Below are 18,651 nucleotides of genomic sequence, written 5' to 3'. Positions count from 1 at the left end.
GAGCGAGAGGAGTCCACCGATGGCAGCCGACGACATGGGGCACGCCGAGGACGCGTGGTGGCGGTCCGCGGTGGTCTACCAGGTCTATCCGCGCAGCTTTGCCGACTCCGACGGTGACGGCGTCGGCGACCTGGACGGCCTCACCGGACGCCTGGACCATCTGTCCGGGCTCGGCGTCGACGTGCTTTGGCTGTCGCCCGTCAACCCGTCCCCGCAGGCCGACAACGGGTACGACATCAGCGATTACCAGGACATCGACCCCGTCTTCGGTGACCTGGCGGCCTTCGACCGGCTGCTGGGCGCCGTGCACGAGCGCGGGATGAAACTCGTCATGGACCTGGTCGTCAACCACACCTCCGACGAGCATCCGTGGTTCCAGGAGTCACGCGACCCGGCGAGCCCGAAGCGCGACTGGTACTGGTGGCGTCCGCCACGTGAGGGACGCGAACCCAACAACTGGGGCTCCTTCTTCTCCGGTTCCGCCTGGGAGCTGGACGCGGCGAGCGACACGTACTACCTCCACCTCTTCTCGCCGAAGCAGCCCGACCTCAACTGGGAGAACCCCCGGATGCGTCGGGCCGTGTACGCGATGATGCGCTGGTGGCTGGACCGGGGCGTGGACGGCTTCCGGATGGACGTCGTCAACCTCATCTCCAAGGACCCCGCCCTCCCCGACGGCGAGGTGTACGACCAGGGGCCGTACGGTGACGGCTCGCCCTACTTCGTCTGCGGACCCCGCATACACGACTACCTTCAGGAGATGCACCGCGAGGTGATCGCCCGGTACCCGGGCCGGCTGCTGACCGTCGGGGAGATGCCCGGGGTGACGGTCGAGCAGGCCCGTCTGTTCACCGACCCGGCGCGTGCCGAGCTCGACATGGTCTTCCAGTTCGAGCACGTAGGGCTCGACCACGGGCGGGGCAAGTTCGATCCCCGCCCGCTACGGCTCACCGACCTCAAGGCCTCGCTCGGCCGCTGGCAGTCCGGCCTCGCCGACGTCGGGTGGAACAGCCTGTACTGGAACAACCACGACCAGCCCCGGGTGGTCTCTCGGTTCGGTGACGACGGACCGAGCCACCGGACCCGGTCCGCGACGATGCTCGCGACCGTGCTCCACCTGCACCGGGGCACGCCGTACGTCTACCAGGGCGAGGAACTCGGCATGGCCAACGCGCCCTTGCGCACCATCGAGGACTTCAGGGACATCGAGTCCCTGAACCACTACACGGAGGCGCTGCGCGCGGGGGCGGAACCCGAAGACGTCCTCCCGGGACTACGGGCGATGGGCCGCGACAACGCCCGTACACCCATGCAGTGGGACGCGTCCCCGCATGCGGGGTTCACCACAGGCACCCCGTGGATCCCCGTCAACCCGGACCACACCGAGGTCAACGCCGAAGCGGCTCTCGCGGATTCCGACTCCGTCTACCACCACTACCGTCGGCTGATCGCCCTCCGGCACCAGGAACCGGCCGTCGTGCACGGCGACTTCACGATGCTGCTGCCGGACGACGAGCGGATCTACGCGTTCACCCGCCGGTACGGCCGCACGGTGCTCTTGGTCGTCGGGAACTTCACCGGCGACACGGCCTCCGCCGTGATGCCCGCCGGATGGGACGGCGCCGAACTCGTCATGGGCAACGGTCCGTCGGTCCCCCCGCGGCCCGGCCGACTGGTGCTTGCCCCGTGGGAGGCGCGGGTGCACCGGCGCAATGACTGAGCCGAGCGGGCGGGGACGGCGACCGATGATTCCTCCGGTGCCGGGTACGCGTATCCCATGACCGTCTATGGATTCCACGCCTCCCATGAACAGGTACCTCCCGCCGACCTGCTGGCAGCCGTCGTGCGCGCGGAAGGCGCGGGCTTCACCGCGGCGATGTGTTCGGACCACTTCTCACCGTGGAGCGTCCGGCAGGGTGAGTCCGGCTTCGCCTGGTCCTGGCTCGGCGCGGCGCTCCAGGCCACCGACAGGATCCCCTTCGGAGTGGTGAACGCCCCGGGCCAGCGCTACCATCCGGCGATCGTCGCGCAGGCGATCGGCAGCCTCGCCGCGATGTACCCAGGTCGCTTCTGGGCGGCGCTGGGAAGCGGTGAGGCGTCCAACGAGCACATAACCGGCGACCGTTGGCCGCGTAAGGACGTTCGGAACGCGAGGCTGCGCGAGTGCGTCGACATCATCCGGGCGCTGCTGCGCGGCGAGGAGGTGAGCCACGACGGGCTGGTGACCGTGGACCGGGCCAGGTTGTGGACCCGTCCGGAGACGCTGCCACCGTTGGTGGGAGCCGCGTGCAGTGAGGCGACCGCGCGGTGGTGCGCGGAGTGGGCGGACGGCCTGATCACGGTGAACGCGCCGCGCGAGACACTGCGCCGGATCGTGGACGCCTACCGTTCGGCGGGCGGCGTCGGCCGGCTGCACCTCCAGGTGCACCTCAGCTGGGCCCCCGACCTGGAAACCGCCCGGGAACTCGCCCACGACCAATGGCGCACCAACGTGCACGGGCCGCCGGCGAGCTGGGACCTCGACTCTGCCGAGCTGTTCGACAAGGTCAGCGAGCACGTCTCTCCGGACAGGGTCGCGGAGTCCGTCAACATCTCCAACGATCTCGGTCGGCACGCGGCCTGGCTCCAGGAGTACGCCGACCTCGGCTTCGACGCCGTCATGCTGCATCACGTCGGCAAGGAGCAGAGCGCCTTCATCGACGCGTTCGGCGCGAAGGTGCTGCCGCAGCTGGATGTCACCCGGCCCCCGGCCGCCGTCGCGGAGGGTGTCCGATGAGGCTGACCCGCACCTCCGACCTGTGGTGGAAGAACGCGGTCGTCTACTGCCTGGACGTGGAGACGTACCAGGACTCCGACGGCGACGGCACCGGCGACTTCGCGGGCCTGACACAGCGCATCGACCACTTGGTGCGCCTCGGCGTCACCTGCGTGTGGCTGATGCCGTTCTACCCGACGCGGGAGCGCGACGACGGCTACGACATCACCGACTTCTACGCCGTCGATCCCCGGCTCGGCACGCTGGGCGACTTCACCGAATTCGTGCGCACCGCCCGCGACCGGGGCATCCGGGTCATCGCCGACCTGGTCGTCAACCACACCTCCGACCACCATCCGTGGTTCCAGGACGCCCGCTCCAGCCGCACGTCGAAGTACCGCGACTGGTACGTCTGGTGCGACAGCCCGCCGGAGGACGGCCCCGAGGGCGTGGTCTTCCCCGACGTCGAGAAGAGCGTGTGGGAGCACGACGAGACCACCGAGCAGTACTACCTGCACCGGTTCTACAAGCAGCAGCCCGACCTCAACGTCGCCAACCCGGCGGTCCGTGACGAGATAGCGCGCATCATGGGCTTCTGGACGCAGCTCGGACTGTCGGGATTCCGGGTCGACGCGGTGCCGTTCCTACTGGAGACCGACGGCCAGCAGGACGCGGACCAGCTGCCCGACCCGCACGAGTACCTCGCCGACCTGCGGGCCTTCCTCGGACGTCGCAGCGGTGACGCGGTGCTGCTGGGCGAGGTGAACCTGCCCTACCCGGACACCGCGAAGTTCTTCGGCGACTCGGAGTCCTCCCGCGGTGACGAGCTGACCATGTGCTTCGACTTCATCGGTATGCAGCAGATGTACCTGTCGATGGCGCGGGGCGAGGCGGCCCCGCTGGCGGCGGCTCTCCGGGAGCGCCCCGCGGCGCCCCGCGACGCGCACTGGGCGACGTTCGTCCGCAACCACGACGAGCTCACGCTCGACAAACTCGACGACGACGAGCGCGCCGAGGTGTTCGCCGCCTTCGGCCCCGACAAGGACATGCAGCTCTACGACCGGGGCCTGCGCCGCCGCCTGCCGCCGATGGTCGACGGCGACCGGCGGCGCGTGGAACTGGCCTACAGCCTGCTCTTCTCCCTGCCCGGCACACCGGTGCTGTTCTACGGCGAGGAGATAGGCATGGGCGAGAACCTCACCGCCGAGGGCCGGCAGGCCGTCCGCACCCCGATGCAGTGGACTCCCGACAAGCATGGCGGTTTCACCGCGGGGGAGGGAGTGGAGCTGCCCAATCCCGTCGTGACGGGTGCGTTCGGCCCGACGAAGGTCAACGCGCACGACCAGGCGCACGACCCGGCTTCGCAGCTGGGTCGGATGCGGACGCTGATCGAACGCTACCGGGAGACCCCCGAGCTGGCCTGGGGCGACTACCGGGTCATCGACGCGGACGATCCGGGCGTGCTGGTCCACCTCAGTTCGCTGGAGGGCGGCGCGGTGCTCGTGCTGCACAATTTCTCCGAACGGTCCGTCACCGCCTCCGTCGAGGTCCCGGGACTGAGGGGCGGCCGGCTGCTCACCGATGTCTTCACCGGTGACCCCCTCAAGTCGGCGGCCGCCGGCCTCGTCGATGTCACGCTGGACCCGTACGGCTACCGGTGGCTGAGGGTCAACACCCCCCTTGACGACCCGGATCGGGCGACAGCGGTGTGATCCGACGCGCGCGAGGTGCCCGGCCGCACGGATGGGCCGGGCACCTCGCGCGATGGTCGTCCCGCCGAGACTGCTGCCGGGGTTTCCAGTGTTCTGCCTGAGGGGCGGCGGCTGCTGGGATCATTGGCGGGGTAAGTGCTCTCCTAAAGCCCTGTGATGTCTCGCCCGTGTCGGCACTCGGGAGCAGAACGATGGAACCGACCGACGACGCGCACCCGCCCCCTGGCTGACCTGTTTCCGCTGAAGATCCTCGTGTGCGGCCGGTGCCGGGCCGATGCGGCCACCGGCGGGGTGCGGACGCTGTGCGCTGAAGGTGAGTCCCTGACAGCGACGTGGCACGACCGTGCCCGCCCGCATCACGTGGCCGATCTGATCCTGGCCGACGACAGCTGACAGGGGAGTGCTGACAGCAGCCGCCCTGCCAAGCCGTTCCACCACTGGCCACGTCCTGGAAACGGCAGCTCGCCGCGGGGCGCACTCTCCACCGAGTGAGAGCACCCGCGCCGCCGGTTCAGGGCTGCCGCCACCGCCGCTCCTGCTGCCCTTTGAGCTGCCTGCCCCCTGTGCGACCCGCCCAAATTGTCGGACTGTTCCGGCATGATGAATCAACGGATCGGTCCATGACGGCGAGGCACGTGCATGAGGCTGAAATTGAACGAAGAGTACCAGCGGGCCACCGGCGCGAGCGACATCTACGCCCTGGGCGTGATGGCCTACGAACTCTTGGAGGGCACCAGACCCTGCACCGGCCCGGAGGAGCACGAACTACCAGGAGCAGCACATGCGGGGCACCCCGGCGCCCCTGACCACCGCGCCTGCGCTCCTCGCCCCGCTGATCACCGAATGCCTCTTCCGCGCGCCTCAGGGCCGCCCTGCCGCTGGCAACGTTCTGGAACGCCTGAGCCGCATTCCCACCACGACCCTGACCGGTGGCCTTGCCGCCCTGGCAGAGGCAAACCGAGCGGAAGCCGCGCGCCGGTCCGAAGTCGACCGCCAGGCATCTGCACAAGCCACCGAAGCTGAACGGTGCGAAGACCTCGTCGAAGCTGCTCGCGCGTCGCTTCGCCTCATCTCCGACCAGCTCCTGACGACGATCACGAACATCGTTTCCACCGCCGACGTGCAGAGAGGCGCCGTGGAAGGCTGGACAGTTCGGCTTGCCAACGCCGAGCTGACCTTCTCGGGCGTCAATTCGGCTGATGCGCAGACATGGAACGGTCACGGGCCCGGTCGATGGCACTGTCCGCAAAGTCAACGGCGTCGACTGTGTAGCCGAGCGAGACCAGGTGAGCGGCCAGTTCACCCGTTCCGCAGCCGACATCGAGAGCTGTCCCGCCGCCGGCCGGCGCGGTGACGTGCTCGGCGAGCAGGTCGCGCTCGACATCGCCGAGAGGCCGAAAGTCCTGACCTCCGGCGAAGTGCCGGTCCACTCCTCTTGATCGACGTACGCCACGGTGCTACTCCTCATCTGATCAGGTGTGGGGAATAGCTGCTGTTCATGGGCGGTCCGCGCACGATGCCGGGCTGGGCTGCGACGGCCACGCTCGACGAGCTCGGGATCATGGTTCGAGGCCCCGCACGCACTTTCGGGTACGGAGTCCAGGAGGGCCTGGCAAACGCAACTGCCCTGGCGCGGCGCAGAAATGGGCATCGTGGTCATGCGCTGGTCTCCTGGCCTGCCTCAGTAGCGAGGTCCTGTCCCGCAGCCGTCGCGGCCGTGATCCGGACAGGGGCTGGGGCCAGCGGCCACGACAGCGCTTCGGCGCCGTTCCCGTCGCCGGCGTGCGAGCTGACCCACTGCGTGCCGTTGGAGGTGAAGTCGATCCGGTAGGAGTCGGGGGATCCGGCGGCCCGCCAGCGGAAGGCGGTGTCATGGATCTCGGCCCAGATGTCCCGCGGCCCGCAACTGGCAACCGTCCACGCGCCGCCCGATGCGGGTTCGGCGGTCATCCAGGATCCGCAGGCCGGCGCTCCGATGACGAGATGCTCGACGCCGCCCTCACCCGCCTCGATCCGGTCCCGAAACCGCTTGGACAGGTACAGGCGCCGTAGACCGTGGCCCGCCCGGTGCCCGTAACGCGCCGGGCGCAGCTCTCCCGTCGCGCTGCCCGCGGCGGTCTTGGTGATGACCGCGAGAGCGGGCCAGGACGGGGACCCGGAGGTGATGTGAGCCAGCGCGAGACCATCGGGGGCGAGCTGTTCCAGCCAGGCCACTGGGACGGCGGGGACGGCGTACGAAGCGAAGATCCGCTCGTACGGCGCCAGGTCTGGCCAGCCTTCCTCGCCCTGCCCCGTGACCAGCGTCGGATACAGTTCGAGCCGTGCCAGGTGCACCCGCGCAGCCTCGGTGACGTGCACGCTGCTGTCCAGGGACACCACACGCTGTGCGCCGCAGATCATCGCAGCGACCGCGCACGTCACGCCGGGTCCGGTGCCCAGGTTCAGAACCCGCAAGCCCGGCTGCAGACGTAGCTGTTCCAAGAGGCCCGCGGTCATGGTCATGCCGCTGGACAGCGAGGTGATCTCGCCGCCCTTCCGCCACGTCCCCGCCTCCCTGCCCAAGACGGGCTCGCCATCATGCTGGGTCAGCACGCTCTCCCCACAGTGCAGGATGTCGACGAGCTCGATTCGGTCCGCCTCCTGTGACCAGTCCAGGAGCGTCCACTCGGGCGGCGTGACGTCGTCCTCGGTGCGCCGTACAAACGCCTGTGGCATCAGCACCTGGCGTGGAATAGCCAGCAACGCCTCGCGGACGGGGCCCGGCTGCAGGGCACCTTCGTCTTCGAGACGGGCGACCATGGCCGCCCGCGCGGCGGCCGGATCCGCATCCGTCGGCGTGGCTTGGCCGCGCAAACCGACGGTGCACTCCGACCGCTGGTCACCGGGGGTGGTACAGGTGTCCTGAGTGCTCATCGCTCGCCCCAGCCCTGCTCGGAGTACGAGCGCCCCCGAAGGATTCCGTCGATCGCCTGTCGGGTATACGGCACGACCGCTTCCGGCAGGTCCTGCGGCTTCCACCACCGCCACTCCACGCACCGGTCGGGCTCCAGGACCTCCGGGTTGCCCGTCCAGGAGCGAGCCTGGAAGACGAGCGCGATCCTAGGCCGGTCGTCGGGGGAGTCGACGTGGTGCACCGTATGGACGAGGGCGACGTCCTCGGGCGCGATGGTGAGGCCCGCTTCCTCCTTGGCTTCCCGAACCAGGCAGTCGATCGCCGCTTCCCGCTCGCAGTGGCCGGCCAGGAAGTGCCAGGTGTCCGACGCATACGTGGAGTCCGGGTGGCGCAGGCCGAGAAGGATCCGACCCTGGTCGTCCTGGAGATGGAGGTGAACGCCGACGATGTGCAGTTCGGTCCCCGGCGGAGCCTCGCCGACCAGCGGGCCGGTGCCGTCCGGAAGTACCTTCGCCGCGGGTTGTTCGGCCGCGTGGCGCCGGATCAACTCCCCGAGCCCGGGGCTCAAGCGCAGCCGGTCGAGCATGTCCACGGTGCACCACGTCAAAAGGACACCTTCGCGAAGATCCACCGCCTCGGCAACACCGCTCCAGTGCCCGGCGTAAACGCTGATGGGCACCGCCAGCCCGTCGACGCTCGTCGCCTCCTGGACGGCGAACGGCATCAGGCCCCTGGGCTGAAGACCTGGTACCTCCTCGGAGAGCTCGCGCCGCAGTGTCGCCTCCAGGTTGGCGTCCTCCCGCGACCGTTTGCCTCCCACGAGGGCCAGGACCCAGGGCTCCCACATGCCCTCACGGTCATCGCGCAGATGAAGGAGATACCGGCCGGCTCCGTCGTGGACCAGGACGCTGGCGCTGACTGGCTCCGGGCGCCCATCCAGGCCGTGCAACTCGGCAGCGAGGAGCTTGGCCCGCAGTGGGGGCGAGCACACGTCGGCGTACGGGAGCCATTGGGCCCCGACAACTTCCTCGTCCTGCAGAGAGAGCAAAGGATGCTGCCCGGCGGTGAGGTAGAACGCGAAGCGGACATCGAAGTGCTGGTGAGCGGCCTCTCCTTTGACCAGATTGGCATCGATGCCATGGACGTCCACGTCGATCGGCTCGTCGAGGAACTGCGGAGTCAGGCACAGGTCGCCGGGACGCAGCCCCGCCTCTTCGCAGACCTCCCGCACGGCCGCGGCCAGGAGCGTACGGTCACCCGCCTCAACGTGGCCCCCTGGAGCCAGAAGCAGCCCCGTCACCCGATGGCCGATGTGGAGCACCCGACGGTCGCGGTCGATGACCACCGCGCTGCATGTGACGTGACCGGGCAGCGTGGCGCGGTTGGACGGCTCCTCGATGCCGTCGAGGACAGCCAGAAGCCCTTCCAGAGCGTCCCGTTCCTCAACATTCCGGCTGAGATAGGCCTCGACGGTCGCGCGGATATGAGAGCGGGAGGGCGGCACGTGATCACCTCGGGACGTGGGGGACGGGATGCAGGGGCTGAGAGGGAGAGGCCCGCCCGGAGGCGGGCCCGCCGATGACGGCTCCGGGCCGGAGACCGTGTGCAGGTGCGAGCTCACGAGCCGCCTTCCGCAGACGGGTCGCGCCGCACATCCACGGCGACTGCAGGATTGGGAACGATCGGCCCCGGCTCCGCCGACGCCGGGGGATTGGGCGATGCCAGGTCGCCGTGGACGGTCTGCACCGTCAACGTCGTCGGCAGCCCCTTGACCATGGCGGCCACGGCGGGCAGCGTGTCGAGCCGCCGGGCGGCGGTCTCGCGTGCCCAGGCAGGAAACCCCGAGGTGGCGGCGCCGTCGTACACGGACCAGTACGCCTCCTCCAGGCCGTCGGCGATGTCACCGTCGTGCGGCCCGCCGGGCACGGCGGCGGGCGGCAGCGGAAGTTCCGCACCGCGCGGGCCGGGTACCGCACGCGGGCGGATGCCGTCTGCGTCACTGCCGCTGCTCATGCCCCCCACCTCGTATCCAGCCGTGCTGAGCGGCGGGCGTAGACGTCGGACGGCCGAGTTCCGAGGGTCGGTGAACCGAGCGGGGACCGCCGCCGCTGTTCGAATCCGGGGCGATGAGTGGAGGCGGGCTCAGTGTTCATGTTGTCCTCCGACTGGGCGGATGGTTGGTACTGGTGCTCTAAGAACGCGCCGAATCCGGGGCCGTAACGGCCCCGGACGGGCGAATGTCCCGAACGTGAATGCGATCCTGGCGTTCAGGGCAAGGGCCGCCTGCCTGGCCACTTTTGAATCCACACGTTCGAGTGGTCGGCGGCGTGCGGCACCCGATCAGGGGCTTGCGCGGTCCTTCCGCACACCCGGGGCGGGAGTGGGACAGCGCGTGTGGTGGCAGATCATGTCCAGGCCCTGCTGGAAGGTGACCGGGGTCTCCGAGAGGTTGAGCCGCAGGAGCTGGCCGTCCGGATACAGCGCGTCCCAGGCGGCGGAGGTCCCGCCGTGGACGACGCTCGGGTTGAGCCGCAACCCTGCTTGCCCGCACTGCGCCACCCAGGGCAGGAAGCCCTCCTGCGGGGTGCTGAGTTCGGCGAACGCGGAGTAGCCCGCGGCCGGCTCCATGCCCGCGACGCGCCGTACGGGAGACCCGGGGCCGTCGAGTGCGTGAGCGTTGCGGCGGAAGCGTTCGGCCATGACGGTCAGGTGGTCGCGGACGCGGCGGTAGGTCTCCTCCTCGGGGAGTGCCGCAAGACCCGCTCGGCTGACGCAGTCCTGGCGATCCGGACGAGCTTGGCCGTCTGCTCGACAGGTGCTTCCACCACGGTGAGGAGGGAGGCGTAGAAGAGCATGACGACCTCGCCGACGGGGTCGCCGCTCATGGCCATCCGCTCGAACCGGTCACGGGCCAGGTGCTGCAGCAGCTCTTCGTTCCGGGTGACGACGACGGCTGCGCGCAGCCCGGGGAGGGAGAGGTCCTTGGAGGCGGTGAGGATCAGGGCGGCCTGGCTCAGGTCGATGCCGTGGACGCGGTCGCGGAGTTTCGCGGCGGGCTGCGGGCCTTCGGCCCCGAGCTGGAAGGGACGTCGAGGAGAGTGAAGTTCGGTTCGGCCCGGTCGGGCAGGGTGTGGCGGGCGCCGGTGACTCCGTTGGGGAGGACTTCGACGAGGCAGGTGCGCGCGGCCGGAGGCATGGCGGTGGGATGGAGGGTCCCGTCGTGCCGGTAGTAGCCGGTCACGGGGGCTCCCCAGCGGACAGCGCACTGGTCGAAGGCGTAGTAGTTCGGCAGCGGCAGGACGAGACCATGGCGCGCCGGTTTCGGCGAGATGCGCGATGGTCAAGCTGATGGCTTCCGTGCCGCCGCGGGTGAAGAAGATGTCGGACGGGTCCAGCCTCATGTTCAGGTGGCTGCCGAGGAGTTCGGCCATCGCCGCCCGGGCGCCCGCCTGGCTCCGGCCGGCGTACGCGGAGAGGGTTCCGTCGCGGGTGAAGCGGTCGAGCAGGGTGGAGAGGTAACGGGCGAGGTCAGGGGAGGGCGGGAAGCGGTTGCAGCCCTCCCCGAGCTCGATGGTCGTCTCGGTGTCCGGGTCGGCGCCGTCGCGAAGGGCTCCGAAGGCGGTGAGGCAATCGGCCTGCGCGGGGGCCGGGATGGTGTCGTGCACGGTGGCTCCGGTGCGCCATGGGCCGGGGCGCTGCCGGGCTTCCGCGGTGCGGACGTCGGCGAGGTTACCGGATGGGGAGCGCCTCGGGGGTAGTTGGCTGCAACGGGGGGACTTCGTGCAGGGCCGGACGCCGCCCGTTCGGAACGGGCGCGGGGGCCAGGAGGATGCGGGCGGCGGCATCCAGGTCGGGTGTGTCGGTGTGCTGGTCCCGCCGCACCCAGATGGCGTCGATGCCCGCGCGACGGGCCCCGGCGGCGTCGGCCTGGGGGTTGTCGCCGATCATGACGAGCCGGTGTACGGGGCCCGCGGCCGCCCGCGCGAGACGGAACGCCTCGGGGACGCTCAGATCATCTCAGCTTCCCCGGCCTCGGCGTCCAGCTCGGCGCCCGGGTGTTTGCCGAGATCGGCGACGACCACAATCGCTTTGCCGACGCCCGCGGCCTGAAGGCATACGCAGGCTCCTCGCCCATCACCAGAGCCTCTGGAAAGAAGTCGAGCGTCTCTCGGCGGTGGGTGAAGAACGACCGGCTTAACCACGCCGGCTACCTCTGGGCCTTTGCCGCCATCACTCGCTCACCCGGCCCCAAGGTGCACTACCAGCGGCGCCGCGACCACGGGGACTGGCACTCTGCGGCTCAGAGGAACCTCTTCAACCGCATGATCGGACAGCTTTACTGCTGCCCACAGCACAACATGACTTATGACGAGGCCGTGGCCTTCCCCGAGGGCGGTGCCACCGCACAGGCAGTTGCAGCCTGAATCATCGAGCCGGACGCAGGGTACGCACTCGTGGTGCTATTTCCTTCGGCTCGCCTCGACCATGAAGGCGGCTATCAGGCAGGCCGCGACCGCGGCCACCGAGCCGAAGAAGATCCCCTCTAAGACCAAGCCATTCGCGCCCTCAACCGTGCCATCTTCATGCATACAAGACTTTTCGAAAGGGAAGCTGGTCGTACGCAGAGCCTCGCAGTGGTTCTGCAGGTCCTCATTGACCACGCTCGCCTTGATCCAGGACAGAGCCCATACGAGAAAGAAGATCCCGGCGAAGGCGCACGCGGCGCCCCACAGCCGGTTCAGTTGAGCATCACGCGTGCCTGTTCTCGTCATACGGCGGAGCCTACTGGCGGACACTCCAAGCGGTCCGCCTGTTCGACTACCTCCCGCGGGCGCCGGTTCGTAGACGACTGTGGTGGTGGGGCAGTCCTCGGTGAGGCCGAGGAGGGCCTGGCGCTCGTTCTCGTCGACGGCCAGGTCCCAGCGGAGCTTGGTGCCGACCCAGGTCGCGGCGTAGGTGCGGTGATATCCGCCGTCGGAGGGCAGCCACTCGGCCGGGTCCTTGTCGGACTTGGACCGGTTTGAGGCGGCGGAGACCGCGATCAGGGTGTCCGGGGACCTGGTCGTTGGCGTATGCCTCCCGGCGGGCCGCGGCGCCTGCTCAGCTGGCAGGGAGCGTCGTTGGACCTGTGCGGTATTCCCGGCTCTGGAGCACCCGAGAGGCACAGGTTGACGTCAGATGCCGTCGCTGCGCCACTCGTACCGCCACGCCGCGTCGAGGTAGCCCATCTCCTCGTCACGGAAGCCGGGCCGCGGCGGGCCCAGACGTCGTGACGCTTCCACGCACCGCTCGTCGTCGTGGAGTGCAAGACCGTACACGGCAACGAGCTGGACCCGGCGCTCCGGGTGGTGAAGGAGAGCCGCCATGGCGTCGGTCAGGACGGGATCGCCGTTCCTGCTCTCACCGGCCTGGCGGCAGGCCGCGACCCGTACGTCCGTGTCGACGTCAGTCATCAGCGACAGGAGTGCCTCACGAGCCTCGTCGGACAAGGACCCGGACTCCAACCGCGTACCGAGCCCGTTGGCCACCGCCTGCCGGACACCGGCATCGGGGTGGCCGATGTGGGCCAGGAGGGCCGCTTCGGCGCGCGGTCCGGAGTACGAATCAAGGCCGTGCAGCACCCTTGTGAGGACGGCGATGTCCGTCTCCTCGGCCGACCAGTCGGTGAGGGCGTCCACGGCGAGGACCGCGAACTCGTCCTCGTGGCTGTCGGCGAAAAGCTTGATCAGCCGCATCAGCTCGGCACCGAACAAGCGGTGAGCCGGGTCCGTATGAGCTCGCAAGGCCGCGGCAGCCATCCAGGTCGCCTGATCACGTCGGTGAGACAGCAGAATGGCGGCCCGTCCCCACGTCGTGTGGTCCTGGTCGTGGTCCAACGCGCGTGCCATCAGCTCCTCACACGAGGTGCGGATGCCGAGTAGTTCCTCCAGGTATGTGAGGATCGCCCCGTGACCGTCCCGCACGGTCATTCCGCCGAGAGTGAGCTCGCCGACTGTGTAGTGCTCGTCGTCCTGGACCCTGGTACGGACGAGGTCGTCCCGGGAGCCCGTGCGGCGCCGCAGTTCGGCTTCGCCCCCCGCCCCGTGCCAGTTTCGCGCGAGATCCCGCATCTCCTGCAGCTCGGACTCGGCATACCTGTCCCGGATGCTGTTGTCCAGGAGAGCCTCGACCAGCGCGGGCGAACCCGAATCAACCGCCTCACGCAGGGACAGCAGCTCGTCCGGCGCGCACTGGCCGGCATCGGCGCCAGATATGAGCAGCAGTTGAGCGATGTCCCCGCGCCACGCCCGGACAGCCACACCGAACGCCGCGGCCCGCTCGTCGTAATCCCCGTCCTCCTCCAGGATCCGCTTCACCAGAAGAACTTCCCCCGCCCGAACAGCGGCGATCAGAGGAGGCTCCACCACACCGCTCACACGCCCACCCACATCCATGACCTCACTCCCTCGTCGTGTCCCCGCAGCTCAGTCTAGGTTTGCCCCATCCAGCCCACCGGCACCGGGCGCAGCCGACGCAGTCAAGGGATTCGGTCACCAGGAGCTCGCCGTCGCCCTCTGCCGCAGGGATTCTGTATCTTGCGCGAGATGTGGGCGTTCAGCCGGTCCCAGACCAGCAGGATCGGCGTTCGGACCAGGTGATGGACGCCGTCGACCAGCGCGATGGGGTCCCGCTCGCCCATGCTCGGCGCTTGCCCCTGCCCGCGGGGTGTCCGAAGGCGATGGCACAGACGGGTCCAGGAGCCCGGCCGCATGGCGATCAGCCCTGCCACCGACAGCCGCTCCGAACGCCAGCCGGTGCGGATGCCGTTTCCACCCCGGAAGCCGTAACCGACGCTCGACCTTCGGCAACAAGGGATCGATCACCGCCCACAGCTCATCGTCGACGTCCCACGGCTTGCGCCGAGCCGCCATGCACCCCCGGGGCAACGCTCTACGGCCCATCCAGCCAACCGGAAGATCATTTCATTGGAGGCTATAAGCTACTGGCCGGTAATCGGGGGGAGTTGCGCCGTTGAGGCGGCTCCATCCGGGGGAACACAGGGCGCGACAGGCCGGATTCGACCATCCGTGCGGACGCCGCGCCCTCCGGCACGGGACATACATCTACCTTCGTTTCAAACTAAAAACAGTCACCCTTTTGACCGTTCTCAGCGTTTTCCTGACGCTGGGCATGGGTCAGGACAGCGCGCTCGCCGCGCAGAGTGCCAAGTTGAGCGGGACCGAGGCGAAGCTTCGCGCAGCTGAAGCGAAGATCGATGCCGATCTGCTGGTCCACATCGTCCAGGGCACCGCCAGGGTGTCCGGCTGCGACAAGCTCTCGTTACTGGAGAAGCCGTCCTGCTACCGCGAGTTCGAGAACAAGGCCCTCAGGGTCGGCGCGGGCGTGGGGATGTTCGCGTACGGCGTTCACTACGCGCACAAGGACACGGTCCAGCACTTCGGCAACCTGAAGAAGGAAGCCGCAGGGCTCAAGGAACTCAGGGCGCAGTTCACGGCGGATCCGGCCAGGATCGCGGATCCGGAGTACCGCCAACAGTTCGAGAAGCAGGTCCGGGCCGCGGCGTCCGGCCTGACACGAAGGTCCGCTACCCCTCGGGACGCCGGGCGGGCCTGAGCCGAACCGAACTCCACGTACCGGACGCCGCGTGTCGGACGCGGCTGAGGCACGTTCGGGCACGGGCTGGTGGCGACCGGTCCAGGTCGCCCTTGGGGGAGATGGGTACGGCGTGCGTGCGGGGCGCACCGGTTCACGCCCGGTCCCATGTTCGCCCCCGTTCGTGTTCGAGCGCCGGACAGTGCCTCCGGTCGGGCGTAATGTCGTAGCCGACCACGGGGTACGGGGGCAGGCGATGAACACACACGCCGAGGACGCGGACCTACTCGACGACTACCTGCGCGCGGCTCTGGCACGCCTGGGGCCGGCCGGCTTCAAAGCGGTGATCCGCGCCGCGGACGCCACCTGCCTGCTGCTGGCCGACGGGCACCCCGCCGTCCTGGCGGGCCCCGACGGCCAAGCCTTCGACACCTTTCTGCAACGCGAGTACCTGGCCCTGCTCGCCGTCCTGATCACTGGCCGCACCGACCACCCCATCGTGCCCCTGCCCAACCCCGACGGAACACCCGGCTGGGCCGTCATCGAGGACCACCTCACCCAGGACCCCCAGACCCTGGAAAACCACTGCGCCCGGATCGCGGCCACGGCCCGCGACAACGCCCACGCCGGGGCAGCCCTGGAACAGGCATGGAAGGCCGGCTGACCTCGCACCCAGTGGTGAGGAGGCCCACGGCCGGACTTCAAGTCGTCCCGCCGGTCCACGATCCACACCCGCCGCATGGCGGGCGGCGGCATGCCCGACGAAGGGAACCGTCCCCGTGTCCTCGCTCGCCCTTGCCGTCCTGCTTGCCGGGCAGCACAGAACACAGCCAGGACACGCGAACAGCCCCGCGCCGCTCCCGCAGGCAGGCCGAGCGTCCGGCCACATGGACTGCTTCACCGCAGGCGTGGGGCCAGGGAAGCGATCACATGCGTTTCGTCGAGATCGCCGGCAGGCTTGCCGATGGCCACGCCCTGGATGACGGGCGTCCAGCGCGCCAGGAGTTCCATGAGTACCTGATCCATATCCCCCCGGTGCTCCTCTGCCGACGTGGTCCGGGTCCATGTAGCGTCAGGGCTGGGGGATGAGATGAACTTCGACGAGGACGAGCCGCAGTCTGTTCGAGAGGAGCGCTTCGCTGCCGAACGGGCCGAAGCCCGAGCGGCGCGTAAGGCTGCGTCGCTCGACCTGTGGGGAGCCCATATGGGGGCGGTCATCGTGACCGTCGCCCTGGCCCTCCTTGCCTGGAACGGCAAGCTGGTCGCTCTAGGCATAGTCGGTGGGATCTTCCTGCTCTGGTTCGCCGCAGGCCTAACATGGGCTTATGTCGACGGGGACCATGGCCGGCACGCGCTCCAACGCGCGTATGGCATCACCTTCGGTTGGGGCAACGGGGTCTGAGCGCGAAGCGCTTGGCGCCTGGTCCCGAGCGTGGGCATGCGGAAGTACTGGTGTTGGCGGTCGCGTTGGTGACCGTGTCAGTCCCGGGTGTGTTCGCGGGAGGCCGGCTGGCTGGCCCGGCGGGACTGTCGGCGGGTGATTCGCCTGGTCATCAGGGTGATCGCAGCCCAGGTGATCAGCGATTCGGAGCGCTGGATGAGGCGCTCGTAGTCGCGGGCGTGTCTGCGGGCGTGCATGACCCAGGCGATCGACCTCTCGACTACCCAGCGGCGGGGTAGGACGACGAAGCCGACCGCGTGCTTGGGCCGGCTGACGGTCTTGACCGTCAGGTTCAGGTACTTTTTCGCCCAGGCGACGAGCTGTCCGGCGTAGGCGGAGTCGGCCCAGACGATCGTGATCTCGGGGTGCATGAGCCGCAGCCGGAACAGGACTTCCTTGGCGGCGTCGCGGTCGGTCATGTTGGCCGGGGTGACCATGACGAACAGCGGCAGGCCTTTCGTGTCCACGACGAGATGCCGCTTCCTGCCGTTGATCTTTTTGGCTGCGTCGTAGCCGCGCGAGTCTTTGCCGACGGTCTCGGCGGCCTTGACGGACTGCGAGTCGATGATGGTGGCGACCGCTCCGGGTGAACGCCCCATGTCCCGGCGGACGCGTTTGCGGAGCTGGTCGCGGATCTGGCCGATCACTCCGGCCGCGGCCCAGCGGGCCATGGCGTTGTAGCAGGTCCGCCATGGCGGATAGTCCTTGGGCAGGGCCCTCCACTTGCAGCCCGTGTCGACGACGTAGCGGATAGCGTCCACGATCTCGCGCCGCGGGTGCTTCTCGGGGCGGCCGCCGCGAGGGGTCTCGCAGGCCGGGATCGGCAGCAGGGGTTCGATCAACGCCCACTCGTCGTCGTAGGTGTCCGAGGGGTAGCAGCGGCGCCGGGCCATCCTCTGCTCCCTTCACGAGTTGGGACTGCGTGGAAGGAGCCAACCAGCACTTCCGCCTCGGCTGACACAGTCCCGGGGAGTCCAGGGCATCCCCGGGCTCCCCGGGCCCGCCTACTACTCACACGGTCAGTGAGAAGGCCCGATCACCGGCACCCTCGCCAGCCCCAACTCCTCATCCTCGGCCGCCACGACCCGACCGGACACCTCCGCTCCATCGGCCGCACGGTCCCGCTGCGCCCCGATGCCGCCCGTCAGCATGCTGAGCACCTGACCCCCGCCGGCTCCGGCCACCCCTGGACCGGCGCGAAGTTCTTGTCGGCATGGGGCATCCGCGACCTCCTGGACACCACCCTCGTCCAGTCCGGCCTCGTCGCAGAGATCAGCGCCGACGCCTCCGTCGACCGCGGCGGTGTCTACCGGCACCCGATCCGGTACATGCGTCTGCGCCTGGACGCGCCCGTCGATGATGTGCCCCGGTTCGGGGGAGGCCCGGCGGCAGCCGCAGGAGGACCGGCCACCACCAAGCCGTAGTGGTGACGGTGGTGACGCTCTCCAGGGTAGTGAAGAGGGCCAGATGGGCCGGGGCACCGTCAAAGATCTCAACGCCTGCATACGGCCCCGGGGCCCAACCGGGACGGGCCAGCAGAACGACCTGCTGCAGCAAGATGCCTGATGCCTGGCCTGATACTGGCCACCCCGGTACCGATGCAGTCGGACCGGCTGATGGACATCACGCAGTCCCACACCCTTGTTTTCTTACTGCCAACAGCACCGAGGCAGCCCCGCGCCTTGTATCAGCGGCGCCCGATCTTGCTTCCTTGCCGTGCGTGGTCAACGGCTGGGTGTGGCAAGCCGTCACGAACGGGCGACAAGCCGTGAGCCTGGACATGCCTGCAGAGCAGGGAAATCTGCGTCCGGGCACGGGCGGCCGAGCTGGAGGGCGGACAACTCCTGGTGACCATGGGAGAAGGACGTGTCCTCTTTGGTGCGTACCTGACTCTGATTGGCAGGGGGTCGTGTGATCTGTCAGTTGTACGGAGAGTGGGCTGAGGCGTCACTTGTGGCCATGGATTATGACGCCGCGGTGGCCGCTGAGTGTCGCGCCTTCGCTGGGGAGCGGTAGCCGCTCTCGATGGTTCCGTCGATGAAGCCGCGCCACACACTGGCGGAGTCGGCGCCGGCGAAGAACAGGCGTCCTTCGGTGGTGCGCAGGTCCGGCAGTGCCTTCATGAGTTGCCCGGGCCTGAGGGTGCACCAGGTGCCGAGCGCGTGCCGGTCGTTGGTCCAGTCCCAGCCGACGATGCTTTCCACCTCGACGCCACGACAGCGGCGCGAACGACACCGGCACCCGCCCCCTCGACCCT

The 18,651-nt window shown here is 69.0% G+C and carries 18 protein-coding genes and 4 pseudogenes; 8 read left to right on the top strand and 14 right to left on the bottom strand.

Features of this window, described 5'->3' with window-relative positions; all coding sequences use genetic code 11:
* Positions 1-19 precede the first annotated feature (19 nt).
* Genes ACZ4XJ_RS33790 through ACZ4XJ_RS33780 form a run of 3 tightly spaced genes read left to right on the top strand, consistent with a single transcriptional unit; the run spans position 20 to position 4,467 of the window.
* A complete protein-coding gene (locus tag ACZ4XJ_RS33790) occupies positions 20-1,720 on the top strand; it encodes a glycoside hydrolase family 13 protein (protein ID WP_468498406.1) in 1,701 nt (566 codons plus the stop codon).
* A 57-nt stretch (positions 1,721-1,777) separates the two neighbouring features.
* On the top strand, positions 1,778-2,776 hold the full coding sequence (locus ACZ4XJ_RS33785; protein WP_468498405.1) for a TIGR03885 family FMN-dependent LLM class oxidoreductase: 999 nt from the start codon (positions 1,778-1,780) through the stop codon (positions 2,774-2,776).
* The gene (locus ACZ4XJ_RS33780) at positions 2,773-4,467 is read left to right on the top strand and encodes an alpha-amylase family protein (RefSeq protein ID WP_468498404.1); all 1,695 of its coding nucleotides are present in this window, start codon (positions 2,773-2,775) and stop codon (positions 4,465-4,467) included. Before ACZ4XJ_RS33785 ends, ACZ4XJ_RS33780 begins: the two co-directional genes overlap by 4 nt.
* A gap of 1,187 nt (positions 4,468-5,654) precedes the next feature.
* Here ACZ4XJ_RS33780 and ACZ4XJ_RS33775 read toward each other — a convergent pair.
* From ACZ4XJ_RS33775 to ACZ4XJ_RS33745, 7 genes are all read right to left on the bottom strand, one after another.
* Positions 5,655-5,897 (bottom strand): class I SAM-dependent methyltransferase, encoded by a 243-nt coding sequence (locus tag ACZ4XJ_RS33775; protein WP_468498403.1) that lies wholly within the window; start codon positions 5,895-5,897, stop codon positions 5,655-5,657.
* 226 nt (positions 5,898-6,123) lie between these two features.
* Positions 6,124-7,380, bottom strand: a complete 1,257-nt coding sequence (locus tag ACZ4XJ_RS33770; RefSeq protein ID WP_468498402.1) for a protein-L-isoaspartate O-methyltransferase family protein — start codon at positions 7,378-7,380, stop codon at positions 6,124-6,126.
* On the bottom strand, positions 7,377-8,864 hold the full coding sequence (locus tag ACZ4XJ_RS33765) for an NUDIX domain-containing protein (RefSeq protein WP_468498401.1): 1,488 nt from the start codon (positions 8,862-8,864) through the stop codon (positions 7,377-7,379). The genes ACZ4XJ_RS33770 and ACZ4XJ_RS33765 overlap by 4 nt, the downstream gene beginning before the upstream one ends.
* A 113-nt stretch (positions 8,865-8,977) precedes the next feature.
* The gene (locus ACZ4XJ_RS33760) at positions 8,978-9,373 is read right to left on the bottom strand and encodes a hypothetical protein (protein WP_468498400.1); all 396 of its coding nucleotides are present in this window, start codon (positions 9,371-9,373) and stop codon (positions 8,978-8,980) included.
* Positions 9,374-9,700: 327 nt separating this feature from the next.
* Positions 9,701-10,060 (bottom strand): hypothetical protein, encoded by a 360-nt coding sequence (locus ACZ4XJ_RS33755; RefSeq protein WP_468498399.1) that lies wholly within the window; start codon positions 10,058-10,060, stop codon positions 9,701-9,703.
* A gap of 5 nt (positions 10,061-10,065) precedes the next feature.
* Positions 10,066-11,025: a PLP-dependent aminotransferase family protein gene (locus ACZ4XJ_RS33750; RefSeq protein WP_468498398.1), complete on the bottom strand. Its 960-nt coding sequence runs from the start codon at positions 11,023-11,025 to the stop codon at positions 10,066-10,068.
* A 64-nt stretch (positions 11,026-11,089) separates the two neighbouring features.
* Positions 11,090-11,371, bottom strand: a complete 282-nt coding sequence (locus ACZ4XJ_RS33745) for an HAD hydrolase-like protein (RefSeq protein ID WP_468498456.1) — start codon at positions 11,369-11,371, stop codon at positions 11,090-11,092.
* 5 nt (positions 11,372-11,376) lie between these two features.
* On the opposite strand from ACZ4XJ_RS33745, the pseudogene ACZ4XJ_RS33740 reads away from it, so the two are divergent.
* A pseudogene (locus ACZ4XJ_RS33740) lies at positions 11,377-11,784 on the top strand (transposase); the annotation flags it as partial.
* A gap of 36 nt (positions 11,785-11,820) precedes the next feature.
* Here ACZ4XJ_RS33740 and ACZ4XJ_RS33735 read toward each other — a convergent pair.
* The 4 genes and pseudogenes from ACZ4XJ_RS33735 to ACZ4XJ_RS33720 form a co-directional block, all read right to left on the bottom strand.
* Positions 11,821-12,132 carry a hypothetical protein gene (locus tag ACZ4XJ_RS33735; protein ID WP_468498397.1) on the bottom strand — a complete coding sequence of 104 codons (312 nt, stop codon included), beginning with the start codon at positions 12,130-12,132 and terminating at the stop codon, positions 11,821-11,823.
* Positions 12,133-12,534: 402 nt separating this feature from the next.
* A complete protein-coding gene (locus tag ACZ4XJ_RS33730; protein ID WP_468498396.1) occupies positions 12,535-13,716 on the bottom strand; it encodes a HEAT repeat domain-containing protein in 1,182 nt (393 codons plus the stop codon).
* 212 nt (positions 13,717-13,928) lie between these two features.
* Positions 13,929-14,156: pseudogene (locus ACZ4XJ_RS33725) on the bottom strand (IS630 family transposase); the annotation flags it as partial.
* A gap of 7 nt (positions 14,157-14,163) precedes the next feature.
* Positions 14,164-14,271: pseudogene (locus tag ACZ4XJ_RS33720) on the bottom strand (IS5/IS1182 family transposase); the annotation flags it as partial.
* A gap of 226 nt (positions 14,272-14,497) precedes the next feature.
* Between ACZ4XJ_RS33720 and ACZ4XJ_RS33715 the strand changes: the two are divergent.
* Entirely contained in the window at positions 14,498-14,974 is a 477-nt protein-coding gene (locus ACZ4XJ_RS33715; protein WP_468498395.1) for a hypothetical protein, read from the top strand.
* 235 nt (positions 14,975-15,209) lie between these two features.
* The gene (locus ACZ4XJ_RS33710; RefSeq protein ID WP_468498394.1) at positions 15,210-15,617 is read left to right on the top strand and encodes a hypothetical protein; all 408 of its coding nucleotides are present in this window, start codon (positions 15,210-15,212) and stop codon (positions 15,615-15,617) included.
* Between the two features lie 233 nt (positions 15,618-15,850).
* Here ACZ4XJ_RS33710 and ACZ4XJ_RS33705 read toward each other — a convergent pair whose 3' ends face one another.
* Positions 15,851-15,979: a hypothetical protein gene (locus ACZ4XJ_RS33705; protein ID WP_468498393.1), complete on the bottom strand. Its 129-nt coding sequence runs from the start codon at positions 15,977-15,979 to the stop codon at positions 15,851-15,853.
* 64 nt (positions 15,980-16,043) lie between these two features.
* Here ACZ4XJ_RS33705 and ACZ4XJ_RS33700 point away from each other — a divergent pair, with 64 nt between their 5' ends.
* Positions 16,044-16,355, top strand: a complete 312-nt coding sequence (locus ACZ4XJ_RS33700) for a hypothetical protein (RefSeq protein ID WP_468498392.1) — start codon at positions 16,044-16,046, stop codon at positions 16,353-16,355.
* On the opposite strand, the pseudogene ACZ4XJ_RS33695 reads toward ACZ4XJ_RS33700, so the two are convergent.
* Positions 16,327-17,287 (bottom strand): annotated as a pseudogene (locus ACZ4XJ_RS33695) (IS5 family transposase). The gene ACZ4XJ_RS33700 and the pseudogene ACZ4XJ_RS33695 overlap by 29 nt on opposite strands.
* 129 nt (positions 17,288-17,416) lie before the next feature.
* Between ACZ4XJ_RS33695 and ACZ4XJ_RS33690 the strand changes: the two are divergent.
* Positions 17,417-17,818: a hypothetical protein gene (locus tag ACZ4XJ_RS33690; protein ID WP_468498391.1), complete on the top strand. Its 402-nt coding sequence runs from the start codon at positions 17,417-17,419 to the stop codon at positions 17,816-17,818.
* 540 nt (positions 17,819-18,358) lie between these two features.
* Here the strand turns inward: ACZ4XJ_RS33690 and ACZ4XJ_RS33685 are convergent.
* Entirely contained in the window at positions 18,359-18,598 is a 240-nt protein-coding gene (locus ACZ4XJ_RS33685; protein WP_468498390.1) for an FAD-dependent oxidoreductase, read from the bottom strand.
* Positions 18,599-18,651 lie beyond the last annotated feature (53 nt).

The sequence above is a fragment of the Streptomyces sp. NPDC029836 genome (assembly GCF_055574495.1).
This window is presented reverse-complemented; position numbering and strand designations above follow the sequence as displayed.

Excerpts from the sequence above, each read along its gene's own strand:
- ACZ4XJ_RS33700 (WP_468498392.1), top strand. The coding sequence starts at position 16,044 with ATGAACTTCGACGAGGACGAGCCGCAGTCTGTTCGAGAGGAGCGCTTC.
- ACZ4XJ_RS33760 (WP_468498400.1), bottom strand. The coding sequence starts at position 9,373 with ATGAGCAGCGGCAGTGACGCAGACGGCATCCGCCCGCGTGCGGTACCC.
- ACZ4XJ_RS33790 (WP_468498406.1), top strand. The coding sequence starts at position 20 with ATGGCAGCCGACGACATGGGGCACGCCGAGGACGCGTGGTGGCGGTCC.
- ACZ4XJ_RS33780 (WP_468498404.1), top strand. The coding sequence starts at position 2,773 with ATGAGGCTGACCCGCACCTCCGACCTGTGGTGGAAGAACGCGGTCGTC.
- ACZ4XJ_RS33710 (WP_468498394.1), top strand. The coding sequence starts at position 15,210 with ATGAACACACACGCCGAGGACGCGGACCTACTCGACGACTACCTGCGC.
- ACZ4XJ_RS33755 (WP_468498399.1), bottom strand. The coding sequence starts at position 10,060 with ATGGCCGAACGCTTCCGCCGCAACGCTCACGCACTCGACGGCCCCGGG.
- ACZ4XJ_RS33735 (WP_468498397.1), bottom strand. The coding sequence starts at position 12,132 with ATGACGAGAACAGGCACGCGTGATGCTCAACTGAACCGGCTGTGGGGC.
- ACZ4XJ_RS33705 (WP_468498393.1), bottom strand. The coding sequence starts at position 15,979 with ATGGATCAGGTACTCATGGAACTCCTGGCGCGCTGGACGCCCGTCATC.
- ACZ4XJ_RS33785 (WP_468498405.1), top strand. The coding sequence starts at position 1,778 with ATGACCGTCTATGGATTCCACGCCTCCCATGAACAGGTACCTCCCGCC.
- ACZ4XJ_RS33770 (WP_468498402.1), bottom strand. The coding sequence starts at position 7,380 with ATGAGCACTCAGGACACCTGTACCACCCCCGGTGACCAGCGGTCGGAG.